We start from the raw sequence: 26,165 nt of genomic DNA, 5'->3' as shown, positions 1-26,165 counted from the left end.
ATACTCTTTTCTGGAATAGACCTCACACAGCGAAGCTAAAACTTTAAATTCGATGGTAAGGGCACCAATCTGAAGACGATCCCTTTCCAGTTAGACCACTAACTTGTATAAGCTGGCCAGCGTGGATTAATCACACAATCCGCTTCCATCAAACGAATCACCTCATCAGCAATCTGTTCACTTAAATCGAGGTGGGTGCTAAAGCCTACACAAGAAGCGTTGATTTCACCGAGGATGTATTTATCTTCACCATTTTCATCGTTGTCGAGAATAAAATCGAGTGTCCAAATGAGAGGTATGTCGTAACCACCAAGTTTTTCAAGAATGGTATTGAGGTTTGTTTTTACTTTACTAATTAAGGTAGGATACTGATCGGGGTTTTCATAGGTATATTTTGCTCCCGAAAACAATGTTGCAGAAAATGCGTCTGCGGTCTCGACAGGCTTTTTATGCACGACATATACAGGTTCGCGACGTAACATAAAAACACGGATTTCTCCTTCTTTGATACGCGGTAAAAACGGCATATCCAAAAGCAAACCGGAAGGACCATCTAGATACGTAACACAAAAGTCGATAAAATCACCGAGGTATTTTTCTTCAATATGGTTATCCTTTGCCTCTGTAAGCTTTACTTTTGTCTTGAGAGTTAAATTGCCTTTGTCGTCTTCAACTTTTTTGGCAATCTCTACTTTCCAAATGCCTTCCCCGGTAGAACCTCTGTTTTGTTTTAAAACACGGGGACCTGTCTTTAACATTAGGGGAAAACTAGCCTTAAATGCTTCAAAATCGTAGTAAGTTATCACATCATCGGGAACTAAATCGGTACCTTTTAACTTTTCGATCGCGTTTTTAGCCCCATAATTAATCATGGCATCTGGGTGAGGGAGAGCTTCCACATTTTGAGAAACAAGCTCTCTTAGCATTTGAAAATAACCGGTTTCGTCTGCCAAATTTCCCGGATTTACGCGACTAATATATGCACCTGCTTTGTCGACAACATAACGATATATCTCACCGCGTGCTTCATCACTATAAAATATAATTTCGGCTGACCATCCGCGTTTATTTAGAGAATCTATGATAGGTTTAGAATCGCTACGATATCCATAAGCACCTTTGTCGCTACCACCACGAACTTCAAAAATAACTACATGCTTTTTCAAAATTATATTCCTTAAATGAAAATGTTTATCCTGTAATTTTTTGATTTGTTTTTTGCAAAATCTGTACCCTTTGACATAAAAATATCGTTTACAGAATAAAAAATTTTTTCATTGGCCGAAAATCGTCGTTTTGTATGGAAATACATGTAATTTTTTAGATTGCTAGCTTTACATTCGTAAAGCTTTACAGTATTACTAACTTTTAACACTGTAAAGCGAAAATGATCATCCATTTTACACAAAACCACCAAGATGGATCACAAAGAATGAATGACTATTTCTCGGCGTTTTTCTTTTTGCGGAAAAAGATACCCGTTGTGGCAACATATAAGCCCAAAAAAATTAGCATCAAAGGCCCGATGACAAATTCTTTTATGTTTGCTGGTATCCCAAAGAAATTCACTAAATAAATAGCAATTGCCCCCGCAAAGATCAATCCCGTAACAAAGTAAAGAGTCAATAACACAATACGTCGAATGTCTACACCTGTGGTGAGTTCCATATCAGGCAAATCCTCTTTGGTATTCTCGGGAAGGTCTTTTTTGCTCAATAGGTGTTCTTTGAACAAATCTGGCAAAAACTCTTGTAATTTTTGTTCGTGTAGTGCCACCGTGTTGCGATTTTTGAAATAATTGTAAAACACTATGGGAAAAAACAAAACGCCAAAGACACCCGCAACAAAATAGTCTGCAGTGTAAAGCTCACGAAAGAAAAAAAGCATTGCCATCAAAAATCCCATATATAAAACATAACGAAATCCATATTTCTGGTAACGCAACTCGCAAATCAACGAGCATCCAAAATCTTTTGCGTTTGCGACACCTAAAACATACGGTTCAAATAAACAACGTTTTTGCGCATCATCAGGAAGGTAACCCACCTGAAAAGCATCTTCAGAAACATACCCACAAAACTCTGTGGCAGCGTCGCTTTCTCTTAGCAACTTCTTCATATTTTCTTCGTTGGGGTTGGCCAAGGCCAGCCATGTCTTTCCAGAAAACGCATCGATATTTGTTTGCATTGGATCATTTTTTGTATTGGCGTAAATGGTTTTCAACGCCATATCTGGATTCACATCTAATTCATATGACCATATTTTTGACATACTTTATCCTTTCTTTTAATAAAAATTTTTCCTAAGATTTTTTGAACCATTTTCCCTAATACACATTAAATTTGAAAAAAATATTCTTAGCTAGGAGATCTTATGGCCTGGGGCTTTTTAACGATTAGTGCGCTACTCATTATGTACACAATTGTTTTACAGGGAGCTTTTGTCTTATTGTGGCCCGCAGCAAGTTTTGCACTGGTGGGTATTTCTTACCTTACCACAACAACAAAGTGTTTTGGCAAAAAGGAAAACGGGCATCTGCACTGGATATCGCAATTTATACTACTTCCATACTTAGTTTGTTTATGGAGTTTGTGGCATATCATTCGCTTTTTTCAAAAAGAAAATCCCTATGATACGCTAAACAATCAAATTACCATAGGTAGGCGCTTATTCTTCCGTGAAATGCCATCAGACACACAAGTTGTAGTTGACCTAACATGTGAATTTAACGAAGACAAGCGCATCGTAGCAAACTACGAATACAAGTGCTTTCCGATTCTCGATTGTTGTCCGACACAGCAGCAGCCACTCATAGATTTTATCAAAGATCTCGCCTTATGCGACAAAAAGATATATATCCACTGTGCCCAAGGGCATGGCAGAACATCGATGATCACTTGTGTGTTGTTAGTTTTTCAAGAAAAGGTATCCTCCCCACAACAAGCCATGGAACAAATACAACAAAAACGTCCACGGGCAAACATGACTCGTCGCCAATGGCAGTTGGTCGAAAACTGTTGTTGTAGCATTGCGATTGATTAAAAGGATAGGATGTTTTTCGAAATGTCCTTTCAACAACTGCAAAACAATTTTACCTCTCTTAACTGTACCGACGCTATCTACTTTTTTGACCTCAAACAAAACCGAAAACCAATATCGTCATTGTAGACATTCGGTAGGCAACTATAACGGCATGCAGAGCGTAGGCTGTTAGGTGAATTTAACCAGCCACCACCACGTATAACCCGTTCAGAGCCATCAGGTGCTCTGAGAGAGTTTGTCGTCGTCACGTGATGGTGAGTATACCAATCCTCACACCACTCCCATACATTGCCGTGCATCCCATAAAGCCCCCAATCGTTGCACAGCAGTGCTTTCACCACTGCGGTTCTTTTTGCGTCGTAATGTACCTGATTCTGCGTAATCGTTTCTCCAAAACTAAACGCCGTTGTTGTACCGGCGCGGCACGCGTATTCCCATTGTGCTTCTGTCGGCAAGCACAATTCCCATTCGGGTACTTCATGATTCCATTTGCCGATAAACATACGACAATCATTCCAACTTACTCGCTCAACAGGACGACTCTTACCTTGAAATTTGCTAGGGTTTTTCTCCATAACAACCGTCCACAAATCTTGCGTGCATACTGTTTCCGCCAGCCAAAATCCTTTACTAAGTGTTACTTGGTGATGCTGTTCGTTGCCTAGTCTGTACTCTTCTGTGTTGGGAGATCCCATCATGAAAGTTCCCGGTCGTATCCAACGCATCACTTGTCGTACATTTTTGTAACAAATCGCCATCCACAACCCGTATTCATCGCGTCCCCAATCGCGAAAAGATCCACGGAAAGAACAGTTGTCAAACTCCGTATTTTGTAAATCTTCACCGTCTACATAGTCTAAATAAAAAGTGCACGCCATATATTTGGTGTGAGGTTTTACTTCTTGTAGTGATTTGCCTTTTATTATTTTCCTGTCCATTTTTTCTCCTAAGTACATCCACTATCTACTTTTTTGACCTTAGGCAAAACCGAAAACCAACCTCGCCAAAATTTTCATTGGGCCAGAACTTGTAGCGCGCTGCAGAACGAACGTTTCCAGATGAATCACTACAGCAACCACCACGCATGACCCGGTCAGTTCCGTCAGAAGGTCCCACAGGATCCATCACTACCGTACTGTCATATTCACCGTACCAATCCTCACACCACTCGCACACGTTTCCATGCATCTCGTACAGTCCCCAATCATTGCATGGCCGTGATTTGACTGCCGCAGTTCTTTTGAGATCATAGTTTACTTGATCCTTCGCGATGTTGTCCCCAAAACTAAAAGCCGTCGTTGTTCCCGCACGACAGGCGTATTCCCACTGTGCTTCTGTGGGAAAGCACAATTCCCATTCTACCATCTCACTGTTCCATTTGTTGATAAATGTCTGACAATCGTCCCAGTTCACATCGTCCGCAGGACAGTTGTCAACTGCAAAACTACTCCCACTCCATCCCGTAACAGCCTTCCATAACTCTTGTGTACATGCTGTTTCCGCCAGCCAAAATCCCTTGCTAATTATCACTTTGTGTTGTGTCTCATCTGCTTGCCGAGACATCTCCGTCGACGGAGACCCCATGATGAATGTTCCCGGCCGTATCCAGCGCATCACTTGCCTGATATTTTTGTAACTAATCGCCATCCACAATCCGTATGTATCGCGTCCCCAATCGCGAAACGCTCCACGAAAAGAGCAATTGTCAAACTCTGTTCCTTGTAAATCTTCACCATCGACATAGTCTAAATAGAAAGTGCACGCCATATATTTGGTGTGAGGTTGTACTTCTTGTAGTGATTTGCCTTTTACTATTTTTTTGTCTATCGCATGTTCCATTGAATTATCTTTCGTCATAGTAATCGTTTACGAAATTTGGTATTTTATTAAAAATAATATTTATGTCTGTCAGGAATGTATATGGATTATCGTAAACCACAAAATAATGCAAGTAAAAAACCGCGTATTGCCAACAACTCCGAAATGAAGCGGCCATTGCCACAGCAATTTCGGACAAGTATGTTTGCCAACGAACACGATCATTATCAAGCCATCCGAACAGGAGAACATTTTGGTCGTTATATCGTCCACGGAGAACTAGGACGTGGTGGGATGGGGATTGTTTACAAAGCTTTTGATCAAAAATTTCAGCGCTTTGTCGCTCTCAAAGTGATGATAGAAAAGGATCGTAACGAAATCAGACGATTTATGCGCGAGTCGGCAATCATGACGCAGTTAGACCACCCCAATATTGTACGTTTATACGATTTTGGCGACACACCACAACCCTATTTGACCATGGAATACATCGAGGGTTTTACACTAGAAGATCTCATTAAAACCAAAAAAGTTCCACCGGCATTTTTACTTGAAATGCTCATAAAAGTATGCGAAGCACTTTCGCAAGCGCATAGACAAAAAGTTTTACATCGTGATATCAAACCTTCCAATATTATGATTACGAACCAAGGTGAACCGAAGGTAATGGATTTTGGATTGGCGAAAGTTGCTACAGACAAACACCAGAGTATATCGATGGTTGGTGGAATTGTAGGAACTGTACTTTACATGTCGAAGGAGCAAATCAATGGTCATCCCACGCATCAAAGTGATATATATTCGCTTGGCGCAACAATGTACGAAGCCTTAACATACCAAACAGTCTACCAAGGCGATTCCTTTCATGAAATTTGTTTTCAAGTGATGCACAACGACCCGATCCCCCCGCGTCACATTAATCCCAGTATTTCTCCCTATTTTGAAGCCATATGCTTAAAGTGTATTGAAAAAAAACCACAGCGTCGTTATCAAAATTTCAAACAATTGGTACGCGAGTTACACAATTTTAAAAACAATAAACCCATTATGGCAAAAAAATACAATTCGTGGAACTTCTTTGTCAGTCTTACTAGGCGTTACAAAGCGGCTTTCATTAGTTTATTCATCATTATGAGTGTTCTATGTTGTTCTCTAGTTCTCGTTATTAATTATTCTATTGATGCAGACCGCGCCAGGATAAAAGCGGAAGAGCAAAAAAATCAAACTAGGAATTCACTAAACAAAGTCATGAAGGTTTTATATTATTCAATACGTGAGTACAAAGCACTGCAAGCAGATAAAAAATTTGCGCAGTTGTTTTCTGAAATCTTTGAAGATGTCGAAAGCTATGGTGAAGATCAGGATTGGGATTTTTTAAAAGCATATATGAGCTCACAAAGTGGCGATTTACAGCAAAGCATCCAGTACTATAACAAACTGTTGCAAGAAAATCCCAACAACTCAGAGGTGTATCACTATCGCGGTCTAATGCACTTCAACATGAAGCAGTACAAAAAAGCTTTACAGGATTTAGACAGAGTTATTCAAATAACCCCCAAAAACTTAGACGCCTATAACAACAGAGGACTCATTTACGAAAATCTTAAAGATTACACACAAGCGATTGCGAATTTCGATAAAATACTACAAATAAACCCCAACTATGCCATAGCTTACGAAAATCGCGCATCTGTCTATAGTAAATTACGAAAATACAACAAAGCTCTACAAGACATAAAAAAAGCCCTTCAGCTCAACCCTAATTTAGCAACCGCTTATGATAAAAGAGGTCTCATTCATCATAATTTAAGGAACTATTCCGCTGCTTTGCGTGCTTATAGTAAGGCCCTTTTAATTCAACCTAATTTTGCAGACGCTTATCACCATCGTGGACATACATACTACGATTTGCAGCAATTCGACAAGGCATTGATGGACTATAGCAAAGTAATCGAATTAAACCCCAAATTCCTAGATATCTACTATAATCGTGGAGCTGTTTATTATAGGTTACGTAGATACCAAGAAGCCATTGACGATTACAATAAAGTGCTTAGTATGGATGCACATTTTGCGGATGCATATGCCAATCGTGGACTAGTATATTATGACTTACAAGAATATCGCAAAGCGCTCGCAGACTATGAAAATGCCTTACAACTCGATCCACAAAACCCTTTTGTCTATGCAAATCGTGGGCTTCTTTATAACGCCATAAATCAGCCGCAAAAAGCTCTTACTGATTTAAACATGGCAATACAATTAAATCCTAAACTTGTGAATGTCTACAACACAAGAGGTATCGTTTATCGAATACTACACCAATACGAAAAATCACTGTCTGATTTCAACAGAGCAATACAAATGCAACCCACCTTGGTAGATGCGTACCGTAACCGCGCCCTTCTTTATCAAGAGATGAAGGACAAGCGTAAAGAGTTAGCCGATTGGAATAAGGTAATACAATTGAAACCAGACTTTCACAAGGCATACATAAACCGTGGAAATTTATACAACTCCATGCAAAAATACCAACAAGCTTTGCGCGATTATAGCCAAGCGATTAAACTGGGACCCAACGACGTGAAAGGCTACGTAAATCGCGGGCTGGTGTATTGTATTCTAAAACAATATAAAAACGCCATAAGAGATTTCGATAAATCGATTGCGGTTTCACCAACCTGGAGATCACATTACGGCTTACACCAATGCTACAAAGTATTAAATGATGAGGAAAAAGCGCAATATCACTTACAAAAGATGCAAGAACTAAAGAAATAGCACTATGGTGAATCTTGCTCATGAAAAAATGAGCTATTTTGTTGTTTAGCAAAATGCTTTATTGTTTGTCAGGAAAGTATATGGATCATCGTAAACAAAAAAATAATACCGGTAAAAACCCACATGTTGCTTATCGTGCTGAGACTATACGACCTTCGCCAACGAAAATCCCTAGCAACATGTCCACAAACGAACAAGAAAATTACCAAGTAATTCAGACAGGTCAACACTTTGGCCGTTATATTATCCACGGAGAGCTTGGCCGTGGTGGAATGGGAATTGTCTACAAGGCTTTCGATCAAAAATTTCAGCGTTTTGTCGCTCTCAAAGTCATGTTAGAAAAAGATCGCAATGAAATCAAAAGGTTTATGCGTGAAGCGGCAATCATGACCCAACTAGATCATCCCAATATCGTGCGTTTGTATGATTTTGGGGACGCACCGCAATCGTATTTGACCATGGAATACATAGACGGCTTTACATTAGAAGATCTTATTAGAGCCAAAAAAGTACCGCCGAAATTTTTGCTACAAGTGCTGATAAAAGTATGTGAAGCACTTTCTCATGCACATAGGCAAAAAGTTCTACACCGCGATATAAAACCTTCGAATATCATGATGACTCGCCAAGGGGAACCAAAGGTGATGGATTTTGGTTTGGCCAAAGTTTCCACAGACAAAAGCCAAAGCATGTCAATCCCCGGGGGATTCGTAGGAACCGTGCTATACATGTCCAGAGAACAACTCGACGGAAACCCCTCACAACAAAGTGATATATATTCTCTTGGTGTAACAATGTATGAGGCTTTGACGTATCAAACCCCTTACCAAGGAGATTCCTTTCACGAAATTTGTTTTCAAATAATACGCAACGATCCCATTCCACCGCGTCGCATGAATCCCAGCATTTCTCCTTATTTTGAAGCGGTGTGCTTAAAATGCCTTGACAAAAAGCCACAACGCCGCTACCAAAACTTCAAACAGTTGGCCCGCGAGCTGCGAAATTTACAAAGCAATCAACCCATTATTGCTAAAAAATATACCGCATGGAACTTTTTCGTCAGTCTCGCAAAGCGTTATAAAACAACGTTTATTAGTTTGGCAACCATTATAAGTATTTTGTGCTGTTCTTTGGTCATGGTCATCCACTATTCCATTGATGCGGATCGTGCTAGAGTAAGAGCGGAAAAACAATCCATTGATGCTGATCGCGCCCGAGTAAAAGCAGAAAAACAAAAGAACCAAATCAGACGCTCTCTAAACAAAGTCATGAGTGCATTAGACCGTTCGCTACAAAAGCACAAAGTTTTGCAAAACGATAAAGAATTCGCGCAATTGTTTTCAAAAATTTTTCAAGATGTCGAAGAATTTGGCGAAGATGAAAATTGGAGTTTTTTGAAAGCGTATGTAAGTTCACAAAGCGGCGACTTACAAAAAGGCATGCAATACTACAACGAACAGTTACAAACCAACCCCCAAGACCCAAAGGGGTATAATAATCGTGGAATACTTTATTGCAACTTAAAGCAATATAAAAAAGCCGTACAAGACTTCAACGCGGCCATTAAGATAAATCCAAAAAACTCTGAAACTTACAACAATAGAGGACTCGCTTACAAGGAACTCAAAGATTATACGCGAGCCATACAAGACTTCAACACTGCCATTGCGATAAATCCAAAAAACTTTGAAATCTACTACAATAGGGGACTTGTTTACAAAGATATTAAAGACTACACGCGAGCCTTCACTGATTTTGATAAAGTAATAAAAATAAATTCCCAATATGGAAAAGCCTATGAGAACCGTGCTCTCGTGTACGAAAATTTTAAAAACTACGAAAAAGCATTGCAAGATGCTAACGCAGCGATTCAGCTAAGGCCTAACTCAGAAACTGCCTACAATACAAGAGGTATTATTTATCAAGCTTTAAAAAACTATTCACTAGCCTTACGTGACTACAATAAAGCCCTGCAACTAAAACCTACATTTTGGTACGCTTACTACTGTCGAGGCGACCTATATCGCAATTGGCAACAATTCGATAAAGCTTTTGCCGACTATTCCCAAGTGATCAAATTAAACGACGATTACATGCAAGCGTACAGCAATCGCGGTAATATTTACTACATGTCTCAGAAATATCAAGAAGCCATATCTGATTACAGCCAAGCCATTCGTTTAGAACCTAACTTCGCCAACGCATATGCTGGTCGCGCACTTGTGTATTGTAATTTAAAAAAGTACAAAGAAGCCGAAGCAGACTTTAATAAAGCTTTACAAATTAACCCACGATTTTTTATCGTTTATATGAACCGAGGACTTGTATATTTATCTCTAGAAAAATATAAACCTGCGATAAAAGACTTTCAAAGTGCTACCGCTATTTCGCCTAACTGGAAGTCACATAAAGGACTCTACCAATGCTATCAAGCGTTAGGTAAATACAAGAAAGCGCAATATCACTTACGAAAAATGCAACAGTTAAAAAACAAGTAATTTGTCTTTTACCGGTACAATTCATTTAGAAAGCGGGAATACGTGAAAAATTTACCACTCCTAATCATCGTAGGCGTCATCGTAGTCGGTGGTGCATCTCTATTCATTTCGCAATCAAAAGCCACACAAATCGTCGACGATTTGTTTAGTGACAAACCATCAGGAGCTATACTACGATTAGCTTTACTCTCCGATCATGAGCAACTTGCGGTTACTGGGTTTTTATTACAAAGGTTTGAGGACCATTACCATGAGTACACTTCGCTCAGACTGACATTACAGATTAGAAAAAAGAATAAAATAAAAAATCTAGAGAAGTTGCAAAATGAATTATGGCAAAAAGAATTAGAGTGCACAGGAATCCTCGCCATTATAAAAAAATATATCGAAACTCCACGACGTATCGAATATGCCGAAAGATTTATCGGACTGCTCTCCGATAAGAAATATCGCGGTATTGCTTCTGATATATTAAAACAACTTCCGGAAAAAGAGACCGCAGCATATATTTATGAAGCTTATAAAAATGGTATCATACGTGTAGATGCGGCCTTTTATGCGACAAATAGTCACCAAGTAAAGGCCAAAATACTAAAGCGTCATGTGGATCGCGAAAAGTTTGGAGCCAAAGAAGTCGTCGATGATCTTCGCTCTAGCGGTCATCATCTATACCTACAAGCACTTCCCCACTACACTACAAGTGAGAAGGGAAAAATATTTGCCGTTCTTCGCCAAATTCCCTTTAGTGAAATTGGTCCCCATGAAGCGACATTACCTGCACTTGCACATACCGCGAAGCCAGACGAAATTCCATATATATTAACTTTGTTGGAAAAAGCTATTGAGGGTGATCCACAAGATTACAGCGACGACATTATGCGCACCGCCGCTATACTAAAAGACAAAGCCAAACCATTGTCGAAAAAACTCCAAGCCAAGATCAAAGAAATTCTCGCAGGTGATTCGTGGGACACCTACAGTGTAGAATTGGCGATGGCCCTTTTACACATTGTTCCTGATGATCCACAAGCTATTGAAGTAGTTGCCGGTGCAAAATCTCCGGAGTTACTCGATGATCTCCAGCAAGTATTTCTAAAGATAGTCGACCAAAACAAGCTGCTAACCGCTTTAGAAAAGGCTTTTAAAAAGCGCAAATCATTCGCGAATGAGCACTTTAAAAAACTCATGATCGAAAAACAATCACAAGTGTACTTTGATCATTTAATGGCAAACATAAGTACTCCCGATCACCCAAAACCATATATTTTAAATAGTAGCTTATGGGAAATTAGTAAATTTGCCAATAAACGTAAAGAAGTTGTGGCAAAATTTATCACTATTTTGCAAAGCGACAAATACCAAGACAGTGACAAACGCACAATTGTTTACATATTGGGTAAAGAAATGGCCCCAAACTCTTCTTCTGCGATCTCCATCATAAAAGAGCTTAAAGAAAAACACCAAGACAATGCACAGCTCTTGATGGCAGAATTTTGTGATTACGCGCTGCAAAACATCGAAGAGGTTCGTAAGTAATAAAACGCAAACGCCCACAACTCTTCGCGAAAGATGCATTAATATTATGTGGTGTTGCAATAGTGTGGTATATTTTATTGACTACATCACAAAACCATTAAGGAATATTTCATGCAACTTATCAATAACATTGCGGTATACCACAACTCCGAACCGCGCTTTATCGAGCTGCACAAAGGAGATTTAAGTCAAATCCCCGATAAAGACGCCGTGGACATATTGGTGGTTTCCTCTTTTCCTGGAGACTACAACGAAGTTCCGGGAACTTTAATTGGGGCACTGTCAGATCAAGGGGTATCTGTAGGAAAATTAGCAAAAGATAAAGAATCGGATCTTCGCGACACCTTTTCGTGCTGGTTATCGAAAGAAGTAGAGAACAAGGGTGTCAATTTCAAAAAAATCTTATGTTTTGAGCCTAGGAAGCGCGAACAACACGTCCCGGAAGTCATTGGAGACATCTTCCAAAGTCTTATCGCATTTTTGAGCAATAGCGAATCGCTACAGGATGTGGCAATGCCTTTAGTTGCCACAGGTAGTCAACGAGCTTCCAAAAACGAAATCCTCACAGCTCTTGTCGAAGCGGCGGCACACTGGCTTGGCATGGGCTTACCGGTAAAACGTATCAAAATTGCCATTTACAACCAATCAAGTGTTGACGAGGCAATGGATGTTTTCTCACAACTCAAAGAAAAATATCACCAACAAGCTCCTCTTAAGGAAAAATCAAAAGACGACAGCTATCAGTATGATATTTTCATTAGCTATTCGCATCAAAACACGGCAGAAGCCAACCACTTGGTATCTTTGCTAAAAGAGCTCGACGACAAATTGCGCATTTTTATCGACCGTAAGGAACTCGACGTGGGCTGCGCATGGCAACAACAAATCTATGATGCTCTAGATTCGTGCCGTAAGGTAGTGGCTCTTTATTCTACAGATTATCTCAATTCTAAGGTATGTAAAGAAGAATTCAATATTGCCCTGTATCGCGATCGCGATCGCGAAGAAAATGTGTTATTCCCCATATATCTTTACAGTGCCGCTTTGCCCACATATATGAAAGTTTTGCAATACATAGATTGTCGTGAGGGAGATCAAAATAAACTGCGCGTTGCCTGCAAAAAAATTATTAGTGACGAAAGTTCACAAAAACTCAGCGGCGTGACAACAACACAAAGCTCAAACAAAGATGATGTATATTCTTTGATTCGCGAACTGCAAGCACAAATGAGTACGACAACCGACAAGTTAAACGACATGCAACATAAATTGGACAAATTATACAAACGCGTTTTCGATAGTGAGTAGGAGAACTGACCAATGAAAATGATCGATTCGATCACAGTGTATCACAATTCACAACCACGGTACATTCAACTTTTTCATGGAGATCTGAGCGAAATCCCCAAAGAAGAAGATGTAGATATCTTAGTCGTTTCCGCTTTCCCTGGGATGTATGATCCATCAAAGGGAACTCTAATTGCTGCTCTCGAAGACAAAAACGTATCGGTAGGCGGACACGCGCTCAATAAGGCGGTAGATCTTCGCGAATCTTTTTCGTGTTGGATTTCCCAAGAGATCGATCAAGAGCGCTGCCCCGTAAATTTTAAAAGACTTCTGTGTTTCGAGCCATTAAAAATCCGTCAGCAAATCGCTGAAGTCATCGGAGATATCTTTCAGAGTATGATTGCGTTTTTAAGTAATGACAACGAGCTAAAAAATGTGGCAATGCCTCTAGTCTCTACAGGGAAACGTCGTGCAAAAGTATCACAAGTGCTAACGTCCTTAGTCGAAGCGGCCGCACACTGGCTGAGTATGGGCCTTCCTGTTGAACACCTTAAAATAACTGCTTTTACCGAAAAAGACATTCGCGAAGCCGATCGCATATTCCCTGAGTTGAAAAAGCGCTATGATCAATTTACCCAACCCAAAACAGCTTCAGACGTTTCGCACCATAAGTATGACATTTTTGTCAGTTATTCCCACCAAGACTCCGAACAGGCAAACAAAATCGTTTCTTTTTTGAAGGAACTCGATAGTGAGCTACAAATATTTATTGATCGTCGTGAGTTAAATGTCGGTTGTGCATGGCAGCAACAAATTTACGATGCGCTTGATTCTTGTCGCAAAGTAATTGCCGTCTATTCCGAAGATTATCTAAACTCAAAAGTATGTAAGGAAGAGTTCAATATTGCTTTGTACCGTGATCGCGATACCGAAGAAAACATATTGTTTCCCATTTATCTATACTCGGCCATGTTACCAACATATATGAAAGTGGTACAATATATTGATTGCCGCGAAGCCGATTCAGAAAAATTAAAAGACGCGTGTGCGGAAATTATCGCAGAGCTAAAGGGAAGTAAATTGCGTCAAGTGCGTAAACAAATTACATACAAAGACGAACAACGACGCGCCAACAGCGAAATTTTGGCGCTATTGAAAAATTTACAAACACAAGTTGATAAAACAAATGAACGTTTGCTACAATTAGAGAAGAAAGTGGCGGATATTTTGAAGGAAAAAAGTTAGATAAAAGCTAATATTTCACGGGGTACCCGTGAAATATTAGTTTGGTTCAATGAATTACTTCTTGTTGTATTTTACACTACAACCGTAAGATTTGGTACTTGCAGGAACTTCGCCTTTTTTGTCCATAACTGCATCTAGAGTCTGAGAAACAAAGTTTTGTGCTTTTGCAACGTCAGATGCTTTTGCAGAACGGATGCTGTCAATGGCACCCTTGTAAAGGAAGTTACCATCGGCACCAACAACAAACATATGAGGAGTTGTTTTTGCTCCATACGCTTTACCAACTTTGCCGTCAGCATCAATTAGGTAAGCGGTTGGTTTTGCACCAGCTTTTTCAACAGCTTTTTTTGCGTCAGCGGCAGACATGTGGCCTTGTTTTCCAGGAGCGGAAGAACAGATAGAAAGCCATACAACACCTTTTTTGGTGTATTTTTCTTGAAGATTTTGCATGTTCTTGCCTGAGTAGTGTTTTACAACAAAAGGACATCTGTAGTTTGTCCACTCAAGAACAACTACTTTGCCTTTGAAGTCAGATAAAGAGTGACTTTTACCATTTGCATCGGTTAAGGTAAATTCAGGTGCTTTTTCACCAGCAATCAACGCCACACTACAAACACACAATAACAGGATGATAAATTTTTTCATGTGTGTATTCCTTTCAAAATACTGTAGAGATGTAACTTTACAAATTCGCCAAAGTATACAGATTATTGGTGCATTGTAAAGTTAAATTTATGTTAATTTAGAACTACTATAAGTTTGCAGGTAAATAATGTGAAGTCAAGCAGTTTATTGCAAAAAATGGATATATTGTATAGCACAAAGTTGACAATAAGCACAAGTGATTGTGAGCAAAAACAATACGAAAAATTACACATCGCTATTCGCAAACGCATGCGCAAAGATTTTTCGTTGTTAGAGCGTGCGGTGAAAATTATCCAAGAAGAGGATATTGTCATTCGCCCACTGTATCCCATAAGCGATTATCATTGTTATTTGTTTTCGCTACTAAAGGTATGTTGCAAACAACACAATCTTGACCTGGAAGAGGTTCAGCGTTTAGAACCTATTGAAATAGAAATAAGAAACACGAAAGAAACCATTGTTGCCTATAGTTTACGCCGTGCCACTTTTGCCAAGAACTGTCACAAAAAGCCGTGGCGTTTGACTCACTTTAAAGGCGAATATCATACAATATATGACTACACTTCCTTCATTGCCGAAGAGTATATAGACCACTGCCTTAGATACTTTGCCCAACACAATAGCGACTTAATTCAATACTTGGTGGCAAAACACTGTGTCGCGGTGAACAAAAACAGTATAGAGGTACAACTTCCCATAGACACAAATTTTGCCGAAGATATGAAAAAGGTAATTCAGCGTTATTGGGGAGAGAGTTACAAAGCCCACTACACGCACCAAGTCAATAAGTATCGTGATATTTTTTATGGGCAGATAGGTGATGATTGGGACAAGTGGTTTGTATGCCAAGAAATCATACGTCACCTACAGTATGTGAAGGTAAAAAAACGCGTTGAAGAAGATCGCAGTAGTTATGCACGTGTTTTTGAAACCAAAAAAAATATTCTCAAAAAAACGATGGCAGTGATGAAAGACAATGCTTTTTTGAATTTTTATGGCTATGTAGAGCTAGACAATAGCACAGATCTCGAACGTTTTTTCATCTTAGAAAAGCATCTCATGGACTTCCACAATCGCTTTACCATTCCCGAGGCAAGAGATCATTCTTTACGAGTAAAAAAACTAGGGAAACACAGGGCCGATGGTTTGTATTTCCCCGGCGAAAAAGCCACTATTTTTGCCATTGACCACCCAGAATCATTTGCACATGAACTGGCACATCAAATTGACTACACTCATGGGGAAAATGAAACACTACTCAGTGAAGGTGCTTCATTTCGCCATATAATAGATGTTTACGTTGATTTAGTCACAACAAATATAGAAAAATTACCTTCGGGATCTGTCTTGAAAAAACGTTGGTTTAGTCGCCAAAAGTTTAACTGTGATTACTATTGCCAGAATACGGAAGTCTTCGCTAGGGCCTTTGAAATTTTTCTTTATCACGAAAAGATACGCAATCCACTAATAGATTGTCGTTTTACCGAAAAAACTTTATATCCTGATGACCCCTATTTTGTGAATATCCTCCGCGACTATATTTATTCTTCTGTTTGTCCGCTGATCTCTTTGCAATAGCGTTGAACTTTTTCAATCGCAGCAATAGAAGCATTTGCAAGAGCCACTTCCCCTAACTTGCGACTGATATCCACCCAATCATCTTCATCGTTGTAAAAGTCACCATACACTGCTGTGGCATCGACAGGAGCCATGGCACTTTCTTCCAAGCGAAAAGTGGTGACTGCCTTTCCAGATTCCACTTCGTAAATTGTGATCGACATCGAGAGGATACATTCTGCGGTTCTCGTACGAAAAGCGTTTCCCGTCAGTAAAAAAGATTTACCTTGCGACAAAGGAAACACGATCAAATTTGGTAAAAATAGTAACGTCATATCAAAAGGAATCGTCAATGCAGAAGTGGTGTTGCGCCCTAAGTCGCGAATGTGAAAGCGATTTACTTCTCCCACGATTAAGTAGTCACTTGTCTCTAGAGCTTTCTTCATCATTTTTTCTAGAGAATCTCCAATGAGTCGTGTCGGAGGACTGATAATTTCATTAAATTTTCCTGACTCTTGTAAAGTGTAAGACAAACGACTGCGAACGTCCCCCATCGGAATGCGAACCTCCTTCATTCCGGGAATAGGCTCAAAGTCCTTGATCATCTTACTATCCTCCGCGGCAACAAGTGGAGAATTTTGTTCTTTTCTCGGCCAGAAAGAAAAACGATTATCAATAAAAACTCCGACCGTAATCGTACTGTTGATTTTTTCACCGGTCTCTTTGGGTATTGTTTTTAATGTCGTCTTGGTAACGGGTGCATACTGGCATCCAGCAAAAAACACTACAAAAAACAACAGCAAATACTGCATTGTACTACCTCCCTATTCTGAAAACGCACAACGAAACCCCAGCCAATTCTTACGCGAAGACTTTGGTTCCATAAAATTCACTTGATCCCATAACATTCTCTTGAGATATTTGGGATTTAAAATAAAGTTTCCGCCTTTGCGCATCGCATTTTCTTTATCTTCATTTTGCACCCATTCGGAAACATTACTTGCCATGTCATGTATGCCAAAATAACTAGTGTCCACCGACCAACTTTTCACTTTTTTTATTTTTTTCGGCCATGAAACATTTCCATTCTCTCCCCACGGGTATTTGCGCAATTTATTTTTATTCCATAGCGCCGCAGCCACCCATTCCGCTTCGGAAGGCAAACGCTTTTTTTCAAATTGGCAATAACGTGTCACTTCGTCGTAACCAACAAAAACGACAGGCTTATTGCGCCACAGGTCTGTATTTTGAGGTTTCCACCTCAGTGGTGGTTGTGCTCCAGACCTCTGAATATACTGAGCATATTGACCGTTTGTCACCTCATTTTTATCGATGTAAAACGTTTTGAAATTTACGACGCGACCGTTTAGAGTTATTGTTCCCCCAGGAATCCGTACCATATTGCGCGGAACAAGAGCCCATTCACAACGCATTTTTTGCATATTTTTCGCCTGATCGTAGGCGACGACATATAAACTCTGCTTACCGTACTTTAGAGTTATACTTCCCATATAGTAACCACCTTGACTCCGCAATGGTACTTTTTTGTTTTGCTGGTAGACAAACGCTTTTGTTATCTTTAAAAAATCGCGAATTTCGATCTTAAGTTGTACAGAATTTCCGACCTGCTCTTCATAAAATATTTGCTCGCGGTTAGGATTTAATAATTTTACCACGGGAGGTTGACTATCAATCACAAAAGACAACACACGCCCAATTCTTTTTTTACCTTGTTTTACGTGAACAACTTGCGGAACAATTTTATACTTACCATCCGGCAAACGCATTTTACTGAAGAATTTGTTCTTCTTTACCGTGACACCTTGCTTTTTATACAAACGATTATTTTTTTGTATCAGTAGAAAAATTTTCATCTTCTCCGACAATTTTCCAGCGATCTTACCGTAAACAGCCACATCCGCTTTATTGAAGATGCGTTTTTTCATTTTTATCTGGATACGCGGCAAAACAACTTTGATCTTTTGTGGCGCTTTTTCCACATTTTTTGGTGTATCGTTTTTAGATTCTTTTGTTGTATCCGAGCTTTGCTCGGTCTTTTGCCCTTGCTCGGTCTTTTGCCCTTGCTCGGTCTTTTGACCTTGCTCGGTCTTTTGCCCTTGCTCGGTCTTTTGCCCTTGCTCGGTCTTTTGCCCTTGCTCGGTCTTTTGACCTTGCTCGGTCTTTTGCCCTTGCTCGGTCTTTTGACCTTGCTCGGTCTTTTGCCCTTGCTCGGTCTTTTGCCCTTGTTCAGTGTTTTGCCCTTGCTCAGAGCTTTGCCCTTGCTCAGAGCTTTGCCCTTGCTCAGAACTTTGCCCTTGCTCGTTCTTTTGCCCTTGTTCAGTGTTTTGCTTCGTTGTTTTAGAATCTGTTTTCATTGCGACTTGAGCATAATCCCAAAGTTTTTTTGTATAACCCAGGTGATGAGAATAAGCAATTCCGGCAAGAAAGGCCATAAAAATACTAAGAGCCATTACCTTACGGCGTACCGCCGATCTTTTATGATTATCGCGCAAAAAGTTTTCTAAATCTTCCACAAGTTCTTCCGCATTACCGTAACGCTTTTCACGGTCTTTGTGCATCAATTTGTTAACGATTTTTATTAATGCCGGCGGAATATCGGGATTTAAGGACTTAAGTGCGGGTGGTTTTTCCGAAATATGCTGTTTAAAAAGTGTTACGGTACTGCCAGAATCAAAAGGTAGTCGATCTGCAAGCATATAATAAAAAGTGACTCCCAAACTATATAAGTCACTTCGTGCATCTACATTGGAGGCTCCGTCCCATTGCTCGGGAGACATATACTGAGGTGTCCCCATAATTTGCCCTGCAACCGAAATTTTACTGCTGCTTAAATCACATGCTAGTCCAAAATCGGCCACCTTGACCTGTCCTTGGTGTGTCACCATGATATTGGAAGCTTTGATATCACGGTGCACAACTCCTTGATCATGGGCTGTTTGCAATCCTTTTGCCGCATCAATGATAATGGAACATGCTTTTTCAATGGAAAGTTTCTTTTTTTGGGTGAGCATTTCTTCTACGGTTAGGCCATCGACATATTCCATAATGTAAAAATAAACACCATTCTCGTATCCCGCGTCCAAGACCTGAACGACGTTTTGGTGATGGATTTTTGCGCATGCTTTGGCTTCGCGAATAAACCTCTCACGCAATTCCTGAGAAGAGGCCAAACTAGGAGGAAGTTCCTTTAAAACGACTGTTTTATCAAGTGTTTGATGGAAAGCCTTGTATACGCGTCCCATTGCTCCCTCGCTTATTTTTTCAACAACGCGGCAACGGCCGAATATACCACCAATAACGTCGGAACGTTGAAAACGAGAAGGTCCTTCTTCTTGCTCTCGTGTGGACGCCAGGGCGCTTCCCCCAACATGTGGCAAGGATTTAGGTTGTGTACTTTCCTTGGGAAAACCTTCAAGCTGACTACGAGGAGTTTGAGGATGAACAAACGTTTCGTCTGTTGCATTGATTGGGCGTTCACCAAAAGCTTGACGAATTTCGCTATCTGTGGGAATACAAACGGTGGGCGCCGTAGGTTCCTTCGTTGGTTTGGCACCCAAAACCATCGTAGCGTCTACACTATCCTCAAGGCTTGTTTCTTCAAAAAAATCGCCTTTTTCGCTTGCTTGCGAATCAAAAAAGGCCATCTCTTCTTCTTTAAATTCGATGGCAGACTCGCTAATTTGTTCATCAATATCCGACTCATCTTCGCTTGAATCACGTGTAAATTGCGAAGAGTCAAGAACCTCTGTTACACGGCTAGTCATTGCCTTATCGAAAAAATCGTCTGTATCTAATGGTAGAACCAAAGCTTCGTCAGCGCCACAGTTTTCACAATTTTGAAATCGTGTCATTACGTGGCCACAACGCGAACAACTCCATTTTTCCATTGTCCCCATCCCCCCGTTTTTGAAGAGTATTATTGTACAAATTTAATGATTTGGAGTTTGCGAAATATTATGAGAATTTTTGCAAAAAAACTGTACGATCTCGTTTTTAAGTATAGTCAATGCTGAGAATGTATGGGATCGTATTCAACCAAATACCGAATCTTAATAATTTATAAGTACGTGGTTTAGATTATAATAGTAAAAAATAAGCGATACAATAATTATTTTTTATTGCATTGTAATTAGATGTTTGCTAAGAATGCTGTAAAAATATCCCTAGAATCCACACAGCGAGATTTACATTATGAAACAATTACAAGAAGCCGCGAAAAATACCTTAGAGCACCTAAAACAACTACAAGTAGAAAATAGACGATGGATAGGTGAACTATCTCCCAGCGCACTATCTACCGCAACTGCCATTTGTGCACTAGCAATTGTTGATGCCAAGCAGCATAGTGCCTCCATCGCCCGTGGAGCGCAGTGGCTAGCCAACAACGTAAATGAAGATGGGGGATGGGGAGACACGCCACTGAGTTTGAGTAACATCAGTACAACATGTCTTGTATGGGCGGCTTTTTGTGCGGCCAAGCAGGAAGAAAATTACCCCGAACTCATGGCAAATGCGGAAAAATGGATCACCCATCATGCTGGTGGAATTTCCATGGAAAACATAGCCACCGCCATTCGCAAAAAATACGGGAAAGATAAAACGTTTGCCATACCTATTCTAACGATGTGTACCCTGAGTGGACGCTTTGGAAAAGACAGAAAATTGTGGAGGCGCATCATGCAACTCCCCTTTGAACTCGCCGCTTTACCGCATCAATTTTTCAGCTTCTTACAACTACCTGTCGTTAGCTATGCACTACCAGCGCTCATTGCCATTGGTCAAGTTCGCCATCATTTGTGCGCAACACGTAACCCGATTACCTACGTCTTACGTCGCCTCACCGTAAATAAAACACTGTCCAAACTACGTGATATCCAACCCACGACCGGTGGCTACTTAGAGGCAATCCCTTTGACAAGTTTTGTGGCGATGAGCTTGGCATCATACCTTTCACCGAAGCACCCTGGATACAAAGTTGTGGAAGAAGGCGTTAGATTTTTAGTCGAATCCTTGCGCGAAGATGGCAGCTGGCCTATTGATATTAACTTAACAGTGTGGGGTACGACACTGACGATAAATGCGGCGGCGATTTCTCACGAAAGTTTTGCCGATTTCCCCAACAAAGACAACACCTTAGAATGGATTCTACAACTACAACAAAAAAATATCCATCCCTTTACCAACGCGTTACCGGGAGGATGGGCATGGATTGATCTGTCGGGTGGAGTTCCGGATGCCGATGATACACCAGGAGCTTTGATTGCTTTGGCAAATTTAGCCCCCGAAAACAAACAGGTAATATCTGCGGCACAAAACGGTGTCGTTTGGCTGCTAGATTTACAAAATCGCGACGGTGGTATACCAACATTTTGTCGTGGATGGGGGGCCTTGCCTTTTGATCGCAGTACCCCAGATTTAACAGCACACACATTAAGCGCTTGGAGTAAATGGTATCCACATGTAGACAACGCCGTGCAAAAACGCATTCAAATCGCGATGAAAAAAGCCCTGCGTTATCTAGAAAAAAACTGGCGTAATGGTTGGATTCCTCTGTGGTTTGGCAATGAACATGCCCCACGTCAAGAAAATCCGGTTTACGGAACGGCACGTGTTCTTATCGCCCTACTTGATGTAAAAATCTACAACGTTGACAAACTCATTGCGCAAGCAAAAGACTATTTGCTACGTGCACAGAACGCAAATGGTGGTTGGGGGGGGGATTGTGAAGTTGTACCGTCTATTGAGGAGACAGCTCTAGCACTTCACGCTCTTGCTAAACTTGGTTGTATATCTAGCGACAACGAAACACAAAAGGCGATCCGCGATGGTGAAGCATGGCTTTTACAAGCGACAAAAAACGGAACACATTTTCCCGTAACGCCGATTGGCTTGTACTATGCAAGTTTATGGTACTATGAATTGCTTTACCCCATTGTATTTTCACTAGGTGCATGGCAGCAAATTCGCGAATATCGCAAAGCGAAACATTGACAAAGCCTCCATCTTCTCTAAATTCGGATCGGCAAAATAATTTTGCCGACTCCACCGTTCGAGCCACTCAAAAATGGATATAGTTTAGTAGTATGCTAAAATAGGGAACCACGTCGTTGTAAAAATTGTCGTTCTTCCTCTGTCGATTCACGTTGCAAAATGCTATTACGATGAGGGAAACGACCAAAACGTTTGATCACGTCGCGATGCGCACAGGCGTAATCATAAAAACCATACATTTGTTCGCGGATTTTTTCATTGGCATTGTCGGCCAATTTTTTATACAATTCCACACTCATTTCCTGTAATTCAAAAACCTCACTGTGTTGCAAAGGCATGTATAAAAATGCCTTCTCTAAAGTGAATAGATGTGGTGCGCAATCCAATACTTGCAAACACAAATCCACACAATACTCATCTTGTGCATATGCCTGAACATCATCGCGAAACAGATGACGCGAGAATTGGTCGAGAATAATAATCACCGCCACAACCCCCTGCGGATCATCGTACCAACTACCTAGTTTTTTATCACACGCATCTTTCCAAACCTCTGTAAAATTTTCGCGAATGTACATATCCACTTTTTCATCTTTGCGATACCAAATTTTTGCCTTGCGTGCAGGGAAATAATCGTCGTTTTTCAAATCACCAAACCAATAATCGAGTATTTCACGATAACTCATAACCAATCCGTTCTTCTACAATGTATAGAGAAAATTATGTCACACAAAATATATCGCCGTAATTTTATCGTTATCTCCGGCTGTTCTGGTGGTGGAAAGTCTACTCTGCTGTATGCTCTACAACAACAGGGCTTTTCCGTGATCAACGAACCAGGGCGCTTTATCGTTAAACAACAAATCAACACCTCGGCTGTTCCGTGGATTAATATACACGAATTTCTCCATTTAACGTTAGAAAAATCCATCTCTGATTTTTCAAGCACCTCTCCACACAAACTTACTTTTTTTGATCGCAGTATCATAGATACCATACATCCGCAAAGTCCAAACCTCAACAAGTTTAATAATGCTGCACAGAAATACCGCTACTGCCCTACAATATTTATAGTACCTCCGTGGCGTGAAATTTTCGTGAACGATGCAGAAAGACGTCATTCATTTTCTCAGGCTCAAAAAGAATATAATCGTTTAGTTGATTTATACCACAAATATCACTACACTATGATTTCTATTCCAAAAGTCTCCGTAGACGGCAGAGTACGATTTGTACTGGAGCGTCTAGAAGAGATGAGAATATCCCTCTAACTTCTTTAAGGACGAAACATTATGTCATTTACAAAGTTATGCCTAACTTTGTTGTTTGCTCTTAGTTGTGTTGTCGGCGCACAAGACTTTAACTTAGAGCAAAATTTACCCGATTCTACACTACTCGTCGTCTCTGCACCTAATGCGAAAGCAGCCGTTGATGCGGTTATGGAGACAGGATATGCGCAACTTGTGTGTAGCGAAGGTATGCAACAAGTCATCCGTCCGGTGTGGGAATTATTACAACCCGAAATTTCTCCCATGATGCAACAGTTTAATGCCATTGTAGGAATGATGCCTCAAGATCTTCTACAAATGTTTCAAGGAGAAGTAAGTGTTGCTGTCGTCAATTTCGATCCTATGCAAAATCCACCGGTTATCGATGCCGTTATTTCTATATCGTTGGCGGGTAATTTTGACAAAGGAAAAGAAATCATATTCACGCATTTAAACAACTTTATGCCTGGTGCTCCTAAAATGGAAATCGAAGGCCAAGAGTTTGTCACCGTTCCGCAACTACCCATGCCAGTATATGGTGGTTTTATCGATAAGTCTTTTGTCATTGCCACAAGCGCAGAGAGACTTTCGTCATTAATGGCCAAAAAACCGCAAAAGACATTAATCGAAGATGCTTCTTATGCGAAAATCCGCAATCGTTCAAATGCCGCGTTGTCTCTAGTGCATATTAAGGTTCGCGATATTATCGAAAAAGTGATGCCCGGCGAGAGAAAACACCCTCTTGTAGATATGTTAGGTGTTCAAGACATTACCAGCTTGGGAGGAAGTGCCGGCATTCACGATGGTAATTTTCGTTATTCCTTTATCGTCGAAACAACGGACAACGAAAGAAAAGGTCTTTTTAACCTTGTTTCCGACCAACCCCTAAGTGAAGACTTATTCAAAGATATTCCTAAGACTTCGGTATACTACGAAGTAATGAGTTTTGATTTGATGAAGTTTTATATGCAAATAGAGCAGTTTGTCAACATGACCCCTGTTGCCCCTATGTGGCGGCAAATAAAGTCTCAAGTAGAACAGATGCTAGGAATATCTTTACAACAAGACCTTCTCGCTTGTTTTGGTAAAGAAGCTGCCATGTTTATCGATATGAGTGGTGGAATTGGTAGCACCATTACCATGGCAAAAATGTCAGATGGTGAACGTTTTGTTTCTACAGTAAAAAAAGTAGCAGAAACATTTCCCGACGTTGAACTGCGCACAACAACATACAAAGAACAAACCATCCACTATCTTCACTTAACAAAGCAAGTAAAACCAGCTGATGATGTACGTTCGGCGATTGCTTTTGTTGTCGCAACAGGTATGCGTTGTTTTTTTATCAAAGACAACAAAATGTATCTATCCAATAGTATTTTAAGTCTAAAGCGCTATCTACACGGTTCCCAAAAAGAAGCCAACGGTGTAGACGTTAAACTTGCGCAAGGTCAAACGGCATATGCATACATCGACACCACTCGCGGAGTTCGATACCTATATAATAACATCGCAAGCGCTGTAGAAAGCCTTACTCCTTTTGCCAACTTAATTCCTAAAAATCCTGTGGATTTTGATAGTGCTTCTCTACCTATTATCGAAGACTTTATCAAAGATGTACACCCTACAGTTACTTCGTTAACCAATAACAAAAACGAAATTATGTTAGAAATGGACGGAAGTATACTCGGAGGAATCTCTTCGGTGATTTATTTCAGTTTTTCCACCTCGTATCTCCTGGGAATTCAAGCAGCGATGCTATTGCCTGCTCTGAGTAATGTTTCGGAAAAAGCCAAAGAAGTGAAATCTAAATCTCATCTCAACCAAATTGGGATGTGTATAGAAATCTACTTATTGGACTTTGGCCGCAGTGTATACTATCCCGCTTCCATTGAAGAGTTATATTTAGAGCAACTTCTCGTAGACAACGAAGTCTACTTGTGTCCATTGGGAGATCCTGATGCCGCAAAACCTGGAATAGTAAATAGCTCTTTCCGCACACACTACAAATGGCTATTCCACCAACGCCTTGGTATTCGCAATACGACAGAAACAATTGTCGCTTACAGCGATGAGCTTCCTGACACAGTCATCATCCTTTACCAAGATGGACATGTCGACCACATCAGAGGAAATGACTATATTGATGAAGTTTTCAACAAACAAATACAAAGACTCAAAGAAGTGGGAGTAGAGGCGACACGTGAAGAAGGTATTGTTAGCATTCGTTGTAAGTCACCTGAAATCTCCGAGCAAGACAAGCAATCGGTCTTAGACGCGATCAAAAACAACGACGTATATACAATAAAAAACATGGGTACTGCTGCTCTTCCCGTATTGAAAGAAGCTCTAAACGCACAACCATCACCTGCCGAACGATCTACCATTAACTGGGCGATCATGGTGATAGAAGCTCGTTGTATGGACTACTAAGCCCAAAATTTTTCATTCCCACGTGCGCTTTGCACGTGGGCGTCTT

18 protein-coding genes are annotated in these 26,165 nt (G+C 40.4%); 10 read left to right on the top strand and 8 right to left on the bottom strand.

Translation table 11 applies throughout. The features are described 5' to 3' along the window. Positions 1-98: 98 nt before the first annotated feature. Positions 99-1,166, bottom strand: a complete 1,068-nt coding sequence (locus UABAM_RS20625; protein ID WP_151969890.1) for a Cj0069 family protein — start codon at positions 1,164-1,166, stop codon at positions 99-101. Between the two features lie 274 nt (positions 1,167-1,440). Then, positions 1,441-2,271, bottom strand: a complete 831-nt coding sequence (locus UABAM_RS20620) for a hypothetical protein (RefSeq protein ID WP_151969889.1) — start codon at positions 2,269-2,271, stop codon at positions 1,441-1,443. A gap of 102 nt (positions 2,272-2,373) precedes the next feature. On the opposite strand from UABAM_RS20620, the gene UABAM_RS20615 reads away from it, so the two are divergent. Continuing rightward, the gene (locus tag UABAM_RS20615; RefSeq protein ID WP_151969888.1) at positions 2,374-3,042 is read left to right on the top strand and encodes a dual specificity protein phosphatase family protein; all 669 of its coding nucleotides are present in this window, start codon (positions 2,374-2,376) and stop codon (positions 3,040-3,042) included. A gap of 77 nt (positions 3,043-3,119) precedes the next feature. Here UABAM_RS20615 and UABAM_RS20610 read toward each other — a convergent pair whose 3' ends face one another. Together UABAM_RS20610 and UABAM_RS20605 are read right to left on the bottom strand one after the other, a co-directional pair. Then, positions 3,120-3,980: a formylglycine-generating enzyme family protein gene (locus UABAM_RS20610; RefSeq protein WP_173013459.1), complete on the bottom strand. Its 861-nt coding sequence runs from the start codon at positions 3,978-3,980 to the stop codon at positions 3,120-3,122. A gap of 25 nt (positions 3,981-4,005) precedes the next feature. Continuing rightward, a complete protein-coding gene (locus UABAM_RS20605) occupies positions 4,006-4,881 on the bottom strand; it encodes a formylglycine-generating enzyme family protein (protein WP_173013458.1) in 876 nt (291 codons plus the stop codon). An 81-nt stretch (positions 4,882-4,962) separates the two neighbouring features. Here UABAM_RS20605 and UABAM_RS20600 point away from each other — a divergent pair, with 81 nt between their 5' ends. From UABAM_RS20600 to UABAM_RS20580, 5 genes are all read left to right on the top strand, one after another. Continuing rightward, positions 4,963-7,641 carry a serine/threonine-protein kinase gene (locus tag UABAM_RS20600; protein WP_173013457.1) on the top strand — a complete coding sequence of 893 codons (2,679 nt, stop codon included), beginning with the start codon at positions 4,963-4,965 and terminating at the stop codon, positions 7,639-7,641. Positions 7,642-7,721: 80 nt separating this feature from the next. Next, positions 7,722-10,139 carry a serine/threonine-protein kinase gene (locus UABAM_RS20595; protein ID WP_173013456.1) on the top strand — a complete coding sequence of 806 codons (2,418 nt, stop codon included), beginning with the start codon at positions 7,722-7,724 and terminating at the stop codon, positions 10,137-10,139. Positions 10,140-10,181: 42 nt separating this feature from the next. Next, positions 10,182-11,675 carry a hypothetical protein gene (locus UABAM_RS20590; protein WP_151969883.1) on the top strand — a complete coding sequence of 498 codons (1,494 nt, stop codon included), beginning with the start codon at positions 10,182-10,184 and terminating at the stop codon, positions 11,673-11,675. Between the two features lie 111 nt (positions 11,676-11,786). Further along, positions 11,787-12,983: a toll/interleukin-1 receptor domain-containing protein gene (locus UABAM_RS20585; protein ID WP_151969882.1), complete on the top strand. Its 1,197-nt coding sequence runs from the start codon at positions 11,787-11,789 to the stop codon at positions 12,981-12,983. 12 nt (positions 12,984-12,995) lie between these two features. Continuing rightward, entirely contained in the window at positions 12,996-14,207 is a 1,212-nt protein-coding gene (locus tag UABAM_RS20580) for a toll/interleukin-1 receptor domain-containing protein (protein WP_151969881.1), read from the top strand. Positions 14,208-14,261: 54 nt separating this feature from the next. Here UABAM_RS20580 and UABAM_RS20575 read toward each other — a convergent pair whose 3' ends face one another. Further along, entirely contained in the window at positions 14,262-14,852 is a 591-nt protein-coding gene (locus UABAM_RS20575; RefSeq protein WP_151969880.1) for a thioredoxin family protein, read from the bottom strand. Positions 14,853-14,981: 129 nt separating this feature from the next. Here UABAM_RS20575 and UABAM_RS20570 point away from each other — a divergent pair, with 129 nt between their 5' ends. After that, positions 14,982-16,430, top strand: a complete 1,449-nt coding sequence (locus UABAM_RS20570) for a hypothetical protein (RefSeq protein ID WP_151969879.1) — start codon at positions 14,982-14,984, stop codon at positions 16,428-16,430. On the opposite strand, the gene UABAM_RS20565 is transcribed toward UABAM_RS20570, so the two are convergent. Together UABAM_RS20565 and UABAM_RS20560 are read right to left on the bottom strand one after the other, a co-directional pair. Next, positions 16,394-17,221, bottom strand: coding sequence for a hypothetical protein (locus UABAM_RS20565; RefSeq protein ID WP_151969878.1), 828 nt, complete (start codon positions 17,219-17,221; stop codon positions 16,394-16,396). The two genes, UABAM_RS20570 and UABAM_RS20565, sit on opposite strands and share 37 nt — an antisense overlap. A 12-nt stretch (positions 17,222-17,233) precedes the next feature. Further along, positions 17,234-20,317 carry a bifunctional serine/threonine-protein kinase/formylglycine-generating enzyme family protein gene (locus UABAM_RS20560; protein ID WP_173013455.1) on the bottom strand — a complete coding sequence of 1,028 codons (3,084 nt, stop codon included), beginning with the start codon at positions 20,315-20,317 and terminating at the stop codon, positions 17,234-17,236. A gap of 304 nt (positions 20,318-20,621) precedes the next feature. Here UABAM_RS20560 and UABAM_RS20555 point away from each other — a divergent pair, with 304 nt between their 5' ends. Beyond that, positions 20,622-22,421 (top strand): prenyltransferase/squalene oxidase repeat-containing protein, encoded by a 1,800-nt coding sequence (locus UABAM_RS20555; protein ID WP_151969876.1) that lies wholly within the window; start codon positions 20,622-20,624, stop codon positions 22,419-22,421. A gap of 95 nt (positions 22,422-22,516) precedes the next feature. Here UABAM_RS20555 and UABAM_RS20550 read toward each other — a convergent pair whose 3' ends face one another. Beyond that, entirely contained in the window at positions 22,517-23,107 is a 591-nt protein-coding gene (locus UABAM_RS20550; protein WP_151969875.1) for a DUF924 family protein, read from the bottom strand. Positions 23,108-23,143: 36 nt separating this feature from the next. Here UABAM_RS20550 and UABAM_RS20545 point away from each other — a divergent pair, with 36 nt between their 5' ends. Together UABAM_RS20545 and UABAM_RS20540 are read left to right on the top strand one after the other, a co-directional pair. Further along, positions 23,144-23,692: an AAA family ATPase gene (locus UABAM_RS20545; protein WP_151969874.1), complete on the top strand. Its 549-nt coding sequence runs from the start codon at positions 23,144-23,146 to the stop codon at positions 23,690-23,692. A gap of 21 nt (positions 23,693-23,713) precedes the next feature. Then, on the top strand, positions 23,714-26,119 hold the full coding sequence (locus tag UABAM_RS20540) for a hypothetical protein (RefSeq protein WP_151969873.1): 2,406 nt from the start codon (positions 23,714-23,716) through the stop codon (positions 26,117-26,119). Positions 26,120-26,165 lie beyond the last annotated feature (46 nt).

Source organism: Candidatus Uabimicrobium amorphum, assembly GCF_009002475.1.
In the GTDB taxonomy this organism is placed as follows: Bacteria; Planctomycetota; Uabimicrobiia; order Uabimicrobiales; family Uabimicrobiaceae; genus Uabimicrobium; species Uabimicrobium amorphum.
This window is presented reverse-complemented; position numbering and strand designations above follow the sequence as displayed.